Source organism: Arthrobacter sp. BG5, assembly GCF_056680155.1.
On record NZ_CM155268.1, the window covers coordinates 437,634 to 450,326 of the forward strand.

Below are 12,693 nucleotides of genomic sequence, written 5' to 3' on the forward strand. Positions count from 1 at the left end.
CGGCGCGAGCTGTCATCTCGATGGCGTGGTGCGGCCACCCCTTGCGTTGGCAATGACGGTGGGCTCGCCACGTTCGAGAACGGAGGCCACGGAGTTAGGGGAAGGCTCAGCCGCGGAGTGGAATGACCTCCACGCTGTCGCCCGGTCCGGTGATGACGAGGACGCGTTTGCCGGCCACGCCGGACAGGGCATCGGCCAAGCGGCCCGCAGGATCCAGCCCGGACACCCCGGCGCCGGTACCGGCGGGCACGACACCGGCAGCGGCACCGGCAGCGGCAGCGGCAGCGGGCACGCTGCCTACCGACACGGGCAGGCCGACGTCGGCCCGGCTCCAGACGGTGACCCCGGCGCCGGTAAGATCCTCGATTCTCCGGCGCAGCGGTTCCGGGTCGGAGCCGGCCACCAGGATCACGTGCCCGATCGTGCGTTTACGGCCGATGACGGCAGGTTGCCGGGACCGGTCCTGCCGCCAGACGGCAAAGTGGTACCCGGCGGCCAGGCCCGTGGCCACCAGCAGGCCGAGCGGCGCGCGGATCCGGTCCACCAGGCTGCCCCCCGTCACGTCGCCCAGGAAGAACTCGAACAACCGGTAGCCGATCACCAGCAGCGCCAACAGGGCCACCACGGCGCTGAGGCCAAAGACCGCGATGAGGTAGACGCGCCGCCCCGCCGGGACTGCGGCCTCCTGCCGGTGCTGCCGTGCCGGCCGCCACGCCAGCCACCAGACGCAGCCGCCCACGGCGAGGGAACTGATGCCGCCGAGCAGCAGGGTCCGGGCGTTCCCGCCGGCCAGCGGCGACACCGCTATGGACAGCGCCGCATTCAGGATCACGCCGACGCCGCTGGCGGCCGCTGCCAGCGCCACGCCCGACGTCACCAGCACGCCTGCCTGCCGGGTCCGTTCGGAACGGCCCACCGCGGCCGTGCGGTAGTAGCGCCAGACCAGCGAGCCGACGGCGGCTGCGGCCACGGCGGCACCCAGCGGTGCGAGCAGTTCGGTCAACGGGTCCTGCCGGTCAAAAGCCAGCCTTAGCAGCACAAACAGGACCGTGCCGGCCCCGCCCAGGGCCAGCAAGCCGGCCGCCAGCACCCCGACGACGATCAACCCCACGTCTGCGAACCCGCCCCGCAGCCTGCTGGCACCGCCGTGGAACCAGTGCCACCACCAGACCAGGGCTCCCCCGGCGGCCCAAATCAGGTCCCGCACTGTTGACTGCCACCACGGATCGAGGGCCGAGGTGAGCTCCTGGGAACCGCGGATGGCGATGTCGAGCAGGCCCCCCAGCGCCGTGACCGCGGCGCCCACGCCAAGGCCCAGCCCGAAGTAGGTGCCGATCACGGCCGGAACGTTCGCGAGCTCGAGCGGGCCCCGCACCGGGTGGCGCCACATCCAGCGGTGCCAGATCCAGACCAGCGCCCAGACCAGCCCGACGGCCAGCGGCGACCGCCATTCCGCCGGATCTCCCCGGCCGACGAACGAGGCGGCAACGGCCAGCAGGGCAGTAACGGCCATGACGAGGGAATACGTATAGACCGCAGCGACGTAAAGGCCCCAGGACGGGGCCGCGCGTTCGGCGGGCTCGTCCAGCCGGCGCCAGACAAGCCACCAGAGCAGTGCCGCGAGCGGGCCGCCGATCAGGGTGAACGCCAACGACAGTGCCAGTCCCGCGATGCCCTCGCCGGCGAGCACTTGACCGGCGCGCAAAAGCCGCTCCACCAGCCCGCTGAGGCCGTTGGCGGCGATCATCACCAGCGCGAAAAGCAAGACGAAGACAACCAGGCGCCGGACCTTCGCCTGGGCGGACCCCGTCACCGGGCCGGCGTGCACTGCGGTATCGCTCACTTTTTCAACACCCCGCCGCTGCACGTCTGCAGGTTGTACGGCAGCTCGTTGATCAGCCATCTGCCGTCGCTCTTCACGAGCCCGATGACGGCCTCTTCACTGTATTCGGCGGGTCCGAACGGTCCGTCCGGAGCAGCGTGCACTATGGAGATCCGCACCGTGGCGGTATCGTCCCGCTCGGTCGTGGAGATCAGAACCACCCGGCTGGCCTCGGGGTTGCCGTAGTAGTTGGCGCACCGGGAGCGGGCGTTTTCGGCGAGGTAGGCCTCCGCCGCGGCGGTGTCCGAGTCGATGAAGGCCCTGCTGTAGCGCTGCACCACTCCGGCCGGGGAGGACTCATCCAGGGGTTGCGGTTCGCCGCGGAGGAACACCACGCCCAGCGCCACGACCACCAGCACCGCGATCGCCGCCACGATGCCCAGCAGGACCCGGTCCGGCCGCCGCCGTCCGGGGCCCGGCTCTGCCGCCAGGGCAGGTTCTGCCCCCTGGCCAGCCGCCGGGCCGTCGTGTGCCGCTGCCGGCGGTCCGGGGTCGTTCGGCGGTTGGCTCATGCCGTCAGTATGGACGGGGCCCACCGGGCCGTCATGGTGTCTTTAGGCCCTTTCAGCGGTTCCGTGCGTCTTGCACGCTGGCAGCAAACGTTACTCTCAGACGATAGGCATCATGCGCACAATCATCGGCCGGAAACTGGCGGGCACCCTGCTGCTGTTGCTCGGCCTGGCAGGCATCCTGCTGGCCGGCGCGCCGGCCGCGCTCGCCGTCCCGCCTGCCGCCGTCGTCGTGGAGGACCGGGCCGGGGTCCTGGACCGCAATACCCTGCTGCCCGCCGTCGAAAAAATCGATTTCTACCAGCCCACCAGGGTGGCGGTCTATACGTATAACGGCAGCGCGGCCGACAACCTCAATGAAGAGGTACTGCGCTTCGCCCGGGCGGAGCACCCGGACTGGATCAGCCAGGACGGGCAGAAGTGGGCGGACGGCCTCTTCATCTTTGCGCTGGACCCGCTAGGCCGGCACGTCGGAACGTACATGGGCGAGGACCGGAAGGTGTCCCTCGAACAGCGCGCCGACATCCAGGACGCCGCCAAGGAACTGCTGCGCGACGCCCAGTGGACGGACGGGACGATTGCCGGCATCCGGCGCGGCGCCGAGCTGATCAACCAGCCGTGGTACCGCTCCACCGCGTTCCTCGTCACGGCCTGGAGCGCCGCAGGGGCCGCTGTGGCCGGTGTGGGCGCCTGGCTGCTCGTGCGCTGGCGGACCCGGGTCGGCGCCCGCCGGGAGATCGCCCGCGGGGACGCAAACTACGCCAACGTGAGCATGGACCTGCAGGTGACCGAACTCAATGCCGGCACCATCCCGGAGTCCTCGCGCTACGGCAGCACGGTATTGGAAAAGCACCGGACTTTCCTAAGCCGCTACAACGCCGCGACGGAGCTCTCAAACCAGGTGCATGCCTTGACGCGGCGCCAGCTGGGCCGCCGGGCCAGCCTGGCGCTGGCCCGGCAGTACGCCGACGCCGCCGCCGAGCTCGATGCCCTCGACGATGTCATCTCGGACACGAATGCGCTGCTGAACCGCGGGTCCATTTGGGCAACGGCCTGGGACCGGCAGCTCGCGCCCTTCCGCAACGACCTGGCCGGCATCGAAGGCATGCTCGGAAAGAGCCACGGCGAAGGCGGTTCCGCGACAGCGGCGTCGCTGCGGGCCTTCCGGGACCGCAGCCAGCGGGACATCGAACGCTGGACTGCTGAACTGTCCGAGGGCAGCATCAGCCCGGAAACCGCCCTGGACCGGCTGCGCGACGCCCGGACCGAACTCTCCGAGCTGCTCAAGAGCCACGCGGACACTGTGATCGCCGGCTACGCCCGCAACGAGCGCGAAGCCAAGCTCATGCGCAAGGGGATGGAGGACGCCCAGGCAGGGGCAGGAAAGAAGCAGCGGCGCAGCTACGAACCCAGCATCCTCGGCACGGTTTATCCCTCCTACTACTTTTTCTCCGTCCCCACGTTCAACACCGGTTTCACCAGCGGCGTCGGAAGCGTCAGCACCGCCCGGGGCGGTAGCACGACGGGATACGGCGGCAGCGGCGGCAGCTTTTCCGGCTCCGGCAGCTCGTCCAGCTTCTAGGAAATGTGTATCGACAACCGCGCACCATGCGAGGAGTCTTATCCGCGTAAGCAGTTAAATTCCCTGATCGAAAAGAGGGAGTGCAATGGCCACCAACCTTGTTACCCAGCTGCAGGTGAAGTCCCACAACACACCGGATGAGAAGCGCCGTCCGGACAAGAGCGAGATCGACATCGTGTCCGTCGGCGACTACACAATCGGCCGGTTCAGCTTCGAACCGGGGTGGCGCTGGTCCGACTGCATCAAACCCGTGGTGCAGACGGATTCGTGCCAGAACAACCACGTCGGATTCTGCGTGTCCGGCAAGCTGACCGTGGAAACCACCGACGGCGGCCGCATCGATATTGCCGCCGGCGATTCGTACACCATCCCGCCGGGCCACGACGCCTGGGTGGAAGGCGGAGAGCCTTTCGTCGGGGTCGAATTCCTTAGTGCGGCTTCCTTCGCCAAGGCCCCGGAATAGCCGGCCGCCAGGGCGTAAATGCAAGGAGACGGCGACGTTCAGGCGCCCAGTTCCTGGCGCCTGAACCGCAATTCCCGTTGTGCCCCGCGCAGCGGCGAGCCTGCGAACGGCAGCTTTTCGAGGTCGATCGCCGCGGCCGCCGCCAGCGCGGTCCGGTTCGCGCTTTCCGCGGCCCGCTCCGGCAGCCCGAGGGTGTCCGCGAACTCCGCCCAGTGCCGGGCCTTGAGGTTCCTGGTCTTGCCGGCGACGGGCAGGGCCAGAGTCGCGTCGCCGTAGAGCAGGGTGCACGGAACGTCATAGACCGGGGCCATCACGAATCCGGCAGGACCGCCGAGGATGGCGAGGTTCTTGGCGTGGAGGTCGCCGTTTCCGGTCAGCCACGCGAACACGAACTGCAGGTACAGGTTGCGGCTGGCGACCACGGGAGCCTTGCACATCCCGGCCAGGGCAGCAGCCACCTCCTCGGAGCCCACCCCGTACTTGGAGGCCGGCGGAAGGCCCAGCACCTGCGTGCCGTCTTCGAGCGGCAGCCGGCGCCAGGCGCCGTCGGGCGTTTTGACCCGGTCGAAGCGTTCGACCAGGAGTCCGGGCAGGCCGTTCCGGTCGGCGATGACGGAGCTCTTCGCGACGGGGATCTTCAACGCCTTCGCACCTTTCAGGTGGGCAGCCTCGTTTTCCACCAGGTGCGGATGTTCCGGTGGATCAAGCTTGAGCAGGTAGCGGTGCCCGCGCAAGGCCAGCGGCGTGGTCAGCATCGAGGCGCTGGTTTTCCGCTGGACCCCCGGGATGCCGTGCAGGTCGACGGTGTTGGCGAGGAGTGAGAAGTCCAGTTCCTCGGGCCGTGAGGTGTCCGCCAGGGCCGCGGGTTCGGCCGGGGGCTGGCCGGCCGGAACAACCTGGACGTCCCCGGGGACGTCGGCTCCGACGGCCAGGAGCAGGGTAAGTTCGTCGTCGAAACTGGTTTTGGTGGCACTCTTCAGCACGGTGAGCCGGTGGCCTTCGGGAAGGAGGCCGGCGAAGAAGGCGGGCAGTGCCCCGGCGGACGCTTCCACTGCCGCGTCCGACGGCGGCAGGGAAATGGCGACGGCGGGGTGCCCGCCGGCGAGATAGTCGGGCCGGTAGGAGAACCGCACTCCCCCGGCGCCGGTCCGTTCGAGGTGGCCGGCCAGGTGACCGTTCTTGTAGACGTCGGCCGCGCGGACGAACCTCAGGTCCTGGAGTTCGGCGGGCATCAGCCGACCGCGAGTTTCAGGCCCAGCACGTTCGCTACCGCCACGACGGACTGCAGCGAGGGGTTGCCGGTTCCGGTTTCGAGGGCGCGGACGGTGCGCTCGGACGTGCCGGCCAGTTGCGCCAGTTGCTCCTGGGTCAGTCCGGCGTCTTTCCGGGCCCGGCGGATTCCCTCCGCGATCGCCGCCACGTCGCCCATCTTCGCTCCTTTCGGCTTTCGCCACTCCAGCACCCGGCATCATGTTGCCGGTTCGGCTGCGGGCTCCCCCAATGATGCAACACTGGCCATGATTCGGCAAGATCCTGCCGAGAGGCGCCCATTCAAAGCACAGCTGCCGACATATTAGGCCTGAACGGCAGGATGTTGCCGGTGACGCCCTGCGCCCTACCCCCTCGGGCCACGGGAGGCCTATCCGCGGCAGACCGCCCGGCGAACGCTCTGGCCATGCGGAAGATCATCCTGGCCCTGCAGGTTTCCCTCGACGGCTTCATCGAGGGCCCGGACGGGGAGATTGACTGGCACCGGGTGGACGAAGAACTGCACAGCCACTTCAACGAGCAACTGGCCTCCATGGGGGCCTTCCTGGACGGCCGTGTCACCTACGAACTTATGGCCGGCTTCTGGCCGACGGCAGACCAGGATCCGTCCAGCACGCCGGCCATGGTGGAATTTGCCAAAATCTGGCGGGACATGCCGAAAGTCGTCTATTCCAGGACACTGGAGCGGGCCGACTGGAACACTACGGTGGTACACGACGTCGTCGCTGAGGAAGTACTGGCCCTGAAGGCGCAGCCCGGCGGCGACCTGGCACTGGGCGGGGCCGACCTGGCCGACGCCTTCCGCCGGCTCGGGCTGATCGACGAGTACTGGATCTACATCCACCCCGTCCTGATCGGACACGGCAAGCCGCTGTTCAAGGCTGCGGATGACAGGACCCGGCTCACGCTCGCGGGAACCCGGGCGTTCGGCAACGGCGTGGTCCTGCTGCGTTACACCCACTGAGGTGCGGCTTCGTAACACCGGCCAGGGTGCAGCGGCCGGGGTGCATCGCAGGCATGCAAAAGCCGGCGGCCGGCTGCCACGGTGGCAGCCGGTCGCCGGCTTTCGGAAGAGGCGCTGAGGCGGGTGTTAGGCGCCGGCGCGGACGAAGGTCACGCCGCCGGTGGCCGTCAGCCAGGACAGCGGGTGCTTGATCGTCTGGTTGCTGCCGTTCATGCCGCCGCTGATGACCTGGCCACCGCCCGCGTAGATGGCAACGTGGCCGGACTGGACGACCATGTCGCCGGGCTGCGGGGTGCCCACAACCTTGCCGTAGTTCATGAACTGCTGGGGACCGAGGTCGCCCACGCGGATGCCGGCAGCGCCGAGGGCCTTTTCGACCATTGCGGTGCAGTCCTGCGTGATGCCGATCTGGCTGTAGGCGGCCGAAAGCATCGCTGCGTTGACTCCGCCGGCTGCCGGGGCAGGCGCCGCGGCCGACTTCGCCTGGACGGTGATGGTGGGGGCTGCCGGAGCCTGTGCAACGACGGGCTGCGCTGCGGCGGGCGCCGCGGCGACGGCCGGCGCGGCGGCAACTGCCGGTGCGGCGACGGGCTTGGGCTGCTCGATCACGGGCGCCGGGGTGGTGGCGACTGCCGGGCGGTCAAAGCTGATCTGAACGGCGGAATCAGCGGTGACGGGCGTCGATACCTTGCTGCCAACGTCGACCGACGACGCCGGAGCGGAGTCGCGCTCGACCGGTGCAACGGCGGCGTTGGCTGCCATGCCGCTCGTGAGGACCAGGCCGGAGGCGGCAAAAAGAACCGCGGCCTGGCGGCCGATGGTGCTCGACTTGACCGAAAATGCTGAGCTCCGTCCGGCGGTTGCGTCGGACCGATGGCGCGCAGAAGTAATGCTTGAAGTCATGGTTGTAGCCTCTCCCAATGCCTGCGAGGTGAGCTGTCGGATTCGGATGGGAGGCACCCGGCCGCGGGCCCGTCAAAGCGGGCGCTGCGCGGCTTCACCCCAAGACCTGCGGAAAGTGCAGGTCAAATGTGGTTTCCCCGTCTCTGCCAGATGGTTGCATTCGGATCCCGGGCCGCGGCAGAGTTAGGCAAATCGGCTCGGGAGCGCCCGTATCGGATACAAACAGGCACCTATCCACCGTAACGGCAGCCGGCAGGAATGTCACATTCAGATAACGGGGGCCTGCTGTCGGCGGCGAAAAATCCCTAGGGTCCTGCTGGCCGCCACGCATAGGATGAAGGCATCCAGCGATCCCACCGGAGGCCCCACCATGAACAGCCACTGTGTCGCCATCTGCCAGTTGAGCGATCAGCCGCAGGAGGATTTCGATGTCAACACGGAGCTGCTGGTTCTCGAGGGGAAGGAAATCCACGTGGCGACGTGGGACGCCGAACCGCGCGACGGCGGTTTCGACATCCACGTCCTAAACGACCGGGTGGACGCGCTCGGTTTTATGGTGGTGACCGACTGGCAGTTCCTCGATGGCAAGGCGTACGCCGTGGTGGAACGCAGGTCGGAGCCTTAGGGAAGGCTGCCCGGCACTTGGTTGACGACGTCGGGGCCCGCCTCGGCGAGCAAGCGTGACAACGCTTCCCGGACCAGTCCGCTGTCGCCGTCCGGGCTGCTGCCGGAGCTGCCCTTCGCGCCGCCGGAACGGTGCGCCAGGGAAGTCCCGGCGAGCCGGACAAAGCGGTCCCAGTCGCCGTCTCCGGCCCGCAGCCCCCGCAACGGGGCCAGCACAGCAGCCCGCCGCAGCCATTCGTCCGGATCCTGGAGCCAGCGGCGCATCACGGCCTCTGCGCGGTCACGGGGTTGACCGTCCAGCCGCGCAACAAGCGGCCCCACGACGTCGATCGCCAGCGGATCGGCCAGCTCGCGCAGGCGCGCCGTGCGCAGGAAGCCCTCGACGCGGGTCAGGTCCGAGTTGTCCAGCAGTGCCAGGGACGACTGCAGCAGGACGACGGCGGCGAGCCGGCGCTCGAAGACGGGCACCGCCCACAATTCCGAGCTCAGCGCGGTGATACCGTCGCGGCCCAGGTGCCGGTAGCGGCGGAGCGCATCCCGGACGGTGCCGCGGACCGCACCGACGGAGGCGCCGTAGCTCCCCAGCTCCGGACCGCAACGGGCCTGGGCCTCGTCGGCCCGCTGCCAGGAACTTTCACGCTGCAGCGCCGCGTCGATGAAGTCACAGGCCTCGCTCATTGCTCCATTTTGACCTGCGCCAGCCGCTCGCGCCGAGCCGGGGACCTCCTGCCAGGCATCCGGCGTCCCGCACCACGCCCCGTCCCCTCTGGGCCGCCGTTAGCCGGTCACCAGCCGCGTGGCAGATATCCAGGTCAACTTCCCGCGTTGGAAGTTCGAGGCCCGGCCCACGGCAACTGAGTATTCGTCCGTAACCGGATAGCCCAGCCGTCCCCTCTCCCTGCCCAGGGACGACCACTTGGCCCGGATCGCTCCCCGAACGAAGTGGGCGCCGGTCTTCGGCGACCAATAAATCGACGCCCCGCCGGAAGCGGAGAAGTGGTTGTACCGCCCCACGCCATCAGGGGTACTCAAATCGTCGGCAATGGGGTACCCCAGCACCCCTCTCTCCCTGCCCAGGGACGACCACTTGGCCCGGATCGCACCCATAACAAAGTGCGCGCCGGTCTTCGGCGACCAATAAATCGACGCCCCGCCGGAAGCGGAGAAGTGGTTGTACCGCCCCACGCCATCAGGGGTACTCAAATCGTCGGCAATGGGGTACCCCAGCACCCCTCTCTCCCTGCCCAGGGACGACCACTTGGCCCGGATCGCACCCATAACAAAGTGCGCGCCGGTCTTCGGCGACCAATAAATCGACGCCCCGCCGGAAGCGGAGAAGTGGTTGTACCGCCCCACCCCATCCGGGGTACTCAAATCGTCGGCAACGGGGTACCCCAGCACCCCCCTCTCCCTGCCCAGGGACGACCACTTGGCCCGGATCGCACCCATAACGAAGTGCGCACCGGTCGTCGGCGACCAGTAAATCGATGCCCCGCCGGATCCGGCGAAGTGGCCGTATCGTCCCACCTTGTCCGGGGTGGTCAACTGATCCGTGGTGGGGAACCCCAAAACACCGGCAGCGCCGCCGGCGGCTTTGTAGCGGGCGTAGATGGCACCTGCGACCCAATGGGCCCCGGTGGACGGCGACCAGCAGATCACACCTTTGGTGTAGTCCTGACACTTCCCTCCCCCCACCGGGTACTCCAGAGTGAGCGACCTGCCAAGGACCGACCGCGGGTCGCCCGCATTGGTCTGGTAAGCCTTGAGGGCGATGGGATCGTCGACGCCCTTTCCGGTGAGCATCACTTTCTGTGCGCCTTGGCCGTCGTCCGCGGTGAGCAAATAGTAGGTGTCCGCGGTTCCGGCCTGTCCGGCCGCCGTCGGCTTGAATGTCACGCTCTGATGCGCGGATTCGCCTGGCGGGATCACCAGTCCTTCCGAGATTGGGGCGGTGGTTGAGAACACGCCCTGCGGCGCCTTGGCCTTGGTAATCGTCATGGGGATGTTGCCCGTGTTCGTGATCGTGAAGTCCCACGTGGCCGCCGCGCCCACCGCGACGTCGCCAAAGTCCAGCGATGGGGGCAGCTGCAGGTGCGCCGCGCCCGAAACTGCCGTCGCCGTGACCGGCACGGTCAGGGACCCGCGGTCACTGGAGACGAGCAGTTTATCGGTGACCGGGCTCGCCGTCGTCGGGCTGAAGGTAAGGGACACCGGTACCGAGGTGAGGGGCTGGATCTTCTGTCCCACGGCCGGCACCGTCGTCGGGTCGGCCTTGAGCGACGCGTTTGCCGGCAGCGTGACGCCGGTGACCGTGACGACGGTTGTGCCGGTGTTGACGACGTTGACCGTCTGGCGGCTGCTGGTCTGGGTGGGGACGTCGGTGAAGACGATCGTGGCCGGCGTCGCTCCCAAGCCGTCCTTGGTGCCCACGCCGTGGATGCCGAGGAGGTCCGTCTCGCCGTCGGCTGTCTTCACGGTCAGCGCACCGTCGATCTGGCCCGGCGCGGTGGGCGAAAAGGTCACGGGCACGCTCATGCTTGCACCTTTGGCCAGCGAACGCGGCAGGGTGAGCGTTCCGATCCCGAACGGTGCAGCGCTGGTGACGGCGCTGATGGTCACGGCCCTGGTCGCGATGATCGTCACGGTGCCCTTGCCCGTCGCGCCGACCGCGGCTGTGCCCAGGTCGGTGTTCGTCGCCCCGACGGCGGAGGTGGTCGGCGCGCCGAAGCCGAGCACGTGCCCGTCCCTGGTTCCCACGTAGACCCGGCCGTTATCAGTGGCCACCGACGAGAACTTGGACGCGGTACCCAGCGGCGCGGTGAACACCTGCTGGAGCTTCCCGCTGCTGTCCGGAATTGCCCGGTAGGCACGCAGCTCAGCGCCGACACCGGTGGGCCCGGTGGAATACACCACCCAGACAAGCGCCGAGGACGCGTTCGTGCCGTTGGAGGTCACCGAGGGAGCACCGGAGGTGTACCCGAAGGTGCCGACGGACGTCCCCACGGAAGCGAGCTGCACGCCTCCGGTGCTGGTGGGCAGCAGCTTGTGTGCGCGGAGGTAGCCCTTGTTCTCGACGGTGTAGATGTACCCGCCGTTGGTGGTCCCCAGGAACGCGGGCCTCCCCCAGACTCCGCTGTACGGGCCGGCTTCGTCCAGGACGGCGTCCCCGCCGCCGGGTCCCTGCCCCATGCCGCCGAGGTTGTCCCGGTCCATCAGGTACACCCGCCCGTCCTTGCCGGCCTGGACCAGCAGGCGCGGATGCGCCGTCGTCCCGTAGCCGTTGGGGATGGCGATGGGTGCGCCGGAACCCAGGTCGGCGTCATTCTGGTCCAGCTTGGCGTTGTTGGCGGGGCTGAAGAAGTCAGTGGCCTTGAGGTTTCCGTCGGCTCCGACCGTGACCCGAACCACCGACTCGGCGAGGGTGGCAGGCGGGGTCTTGCCCGGTCCGGGTTTGGGCGAGATCCCGTTCCCGGTGGCAAACAGGATTTGCCCGGGCCCGTCCGAGACCAGGCCTCCGCCGGACTGCCAGATCCCGCCCTCGGCGCTGCTGTTACCGGATTCAGTGGCCCACATGGTGGTCTGCCGGCCCGCGGTGGACACGCCGACGACGTAGCCGACGAAGGGGGCCCAGTCGCAATGGCTGGCGAAGCCCGCGTACACGACGCCGTTCATCAGCAGCAGCCCCGGGCGCTGCATGGCGGTCATCGCGTTGAAGGGGCGCGTCGGATCGTTCGTCGGTGCCCCGCTGATCATGACGGGGAATCCGGGCCGTTCGGCGCCCGTGACCCGGTCCAGTGAGTGCATGTACCAATGCGGCAGCCGGGCGCTCGTTCCGTCGTTTTTCTTCGCGAGCAGGAAGACGCTGTTGGTTGCCGGGTCGAAGACCGGTGTGGAGGTGATGCCGATGTTGGGCGTGAGGTCACCGCAGCTGACCGTCGACGCCGGCCAGGCCGGTCCGAGGTTGCGCCGCCAATTCACCGCGCCGGTGGAGCCGTTCAACCCGTACACATTGTTGTTCTCCGTCGCGGCGATCACGGTGCCGCCCACCACGAGCGGCTGGGCGTAGACCTGCCCGTCGACCGCGGTGGCGAAGAGTTTGCCGAAATTCGACGATGCGACCGAGGACGGCGTAAGAGCAGTCTCATTGTTGTCCCACCCGGTCCGGAACACATCGTGGGCGATCGTCCCGACGTCGGCTCCGGCGACACCGCCCAGGGACAGGCCGGCGAAGGTGAGCGCCGTCGAGAGCACGGCAGCGCCCGCGCGTTGAACCCACGGGCCCCGCCGGGAGTCAGCGCCGGCGCTTCCTGCCGCCCGATTTGGCCGGCGGTACGGCGACCCTGCTGTCAGCCCATGGCGACGCCGCGGAAAATGGCCGGACAAAACCCGAGTTTCTGCTTTTTCGCGCATGGTTGAGACCCATTTCTGACCTTAAAGCTGACGTTCCCGCCCCAGTACTGAGGAGCCTAGAAGCGCTTCAGGACCAGCGCGCGAGTG

11 protein-coding genes and 1 riboswitch are annotated in these 12,693 nt (G+C 68.4%); of the genes, 4 read left to right on the top strand and 7 right to left on the bottom strand.

Features of this window, described 5'->3' with window-relative positions; genetic code table 11:
- Positions 1 to 106 precede the first annotated feature (106 nt).
- Both AC1MBE_RS01940 and AC1MBE_RS01945 read right to left on the bottom strand, forming a co-directional pair.
- Positions 107 to 1,843 (bottom strand): DUF5671 domain-containing protein, encoded by a 1,737-nt coding sequence (locus AC1MBE_RS01940; protein WP_479780465.1) that lies wholly within the window; start codon positions 1,841 to 1,843, stop codon positions 107 to 109.
- Positions 1,840 to 2,394 (bottom strand): LpqB family beta-propeller domain-containing protein, encoded by a 555-nt coding sequence (locus AC1MBE_RS01945; protein ID WP_479780467.1) that lies wholly within the window; start codon positions 2,392 to 2,394, stop codon positions 1,840 to 1,842. Before AC1MBE_RS01945 ends, AC1MBE_RS01940 begins: the two co-directional genes overlap by 4 nt.
- 112 nt (positions 2,395 to 2,506) lie before the next feature.
- Here AC1MBE_RS01945 and AC1MBE_RS01950 point away from each other — a divergent pair, with 112 nt between their 5' ends.
- Both AC1MBE_RS01950 and AC1MBE_RS01955 read left to right on the top strand, forming a co-directional pair.
- Positions 2,507 to 3,973, top strand: a complete 1,467-nt coding sequence (locus AC1MBE_RS01950; RefSeq protein ID WP_479780469.1) for a DUF5129 domain-containing protein — start codon at positions 2,507 to 2,509, stop codon at positions 3,971 to 3,973.
- An 85-nt stretch (positions 3,974 to 4,058) separates the two neighbouring features.
- Positions 4,059 to 4,436: a cupin domain-containing protein gene (locus tag AC1MBE_RS01955; protein ID WP_346960731.1), complete on the top strand. Its 378-nt coding sequence runs from the start codon at positions 4,059 to 4,061 to the stop codon at positions 4,434 to 4,436.
- 38 nt (positions 4,437 to 4,474) lie between these two features.
- Here the strand turns inward: AC1MBE_RS01955 and AC1MBE_RS01960 are convergent, their stop codons facing one another.
- Both AC1MBE_RS01960 and AC1MBE_RS01965 read right to left on the bottom strand, forming a co-directional pair.
- Positions 4,475 to 5,668, bottom strand: a complete 1,194-nt coding sequence (locus AC1MBE_RS01960; RefSeq protein WP_479780472.1) for a type II toxin-antitoxin system HipA family toxin — start codon at positions 5,666 to 5,668, stop codon at positions 4,475 to 4,477.
- Positions 5,668 to 5,865, bottom strand: a complete 198-nt coding sequence (locus AC1MBE_RS01965; RefSeq protein ID WP_479780474.1) for a helix-turn-helix transcriptional regulator — start codon at positions 5,863 to 5,865, stop codon at positions 5,668 to 5,670. The genes AC1MBE_RS01960 and AC1MBE_RS01965 overlap by 1 nt, the downstream gene beginning before the upstream one ends.
- A gap of 246 nt (positions 5,866 to 6,111) precedes the next feature.
- Here AC1MBE_RS01965 and AC1MBE_RS01970 point away from each other — a divergent pair, with 246 nt between their 5' ends.
- Positions 6,112 to 6,669 (top strand): dihydrofolate reductase family protein, encoded by a 558-nt coding sequence (locus tag AC1MBE_RS01970; protein WP_479780476.1) that lies wholly within the window; start codon positions 6,112 to 6,114, stop codon positions 6,667 to 6,669.
- Positions 6,670 to 6,795: 126 nt separating this feature from the next.
- On the opposite strand, the gene AC1MBE_RS01975 is transcribed toward AC1MBE_RS01970, so the two are convergent.
- Positions 6,796 to 7,572 carry an NlpC/P60 family protein gene (locus AC1MBE_RS01975; protein WP_479780478.1) on the bottom strand — a complete coding sequence of 259 codons (777 nt, stop codon included), beginning with the start codon at positions 7,570 to 7,572 and terminating at the stop codon, positions 6,796 to 6,798.
- A 4-nt stretch (positions 7,573 to 7,576) separates the two neighbouring features.
- Positions 7,577 to 7,769: riboswitch (cyclic di-AMP (ydaO/yuaA leader) on the bottom strand.
- Between the two features lie 173 nt (positions 7,770 to 7,942).
- Here AC1MBE_RS01975 and AC1MBE_RS01980 point away from each other — a divergent pair.
- Positions 7,943 to 8,197: a hypothetical protein gene (locus AC1MBE_RS01980; protein ID WP_479780480.1), complete on the top strand. Its 255-nt coding sequence runs from the start codon at positions 7,943 to 7,945 to the stop codon at positions 8,195 to 8,197.
- Here AC1MBE_RS01980 and AC1MBE_RS01985 read toward each other — a convergent pair.
- Positions 8,194 to 8,874, bottom strand: coding sequence for a DNA alkylation repair protein (locus tag AC1MBE_RS01985; RefSeq protein WP_479780482.1), 681 nt, complete (start codon positions 8,872 to 8,874; stop codon positions 8,194 to 8,196). The genes AC1MBE_RS01980 and AC1MBE_RS01985 overlap by 4 nt on opposite strands.
- Before the next feature lie 99 nt (positions 8,875 to 8,973).
- On the bottom strand, positions 8,974 to 12,447 hold the full coding sequence (locus AC1MBE_RS01990; RefSeq protein WP_479780484.1) for a choice-of-anchor D domain-containing protein: 3,474 nt from the start codon (positions 12,445 to 12,447) through the stop codon (positions 8,974 to 8,976).
- Positions 12,448 to 12,693 lie beyond the last annotated feature (246 nt).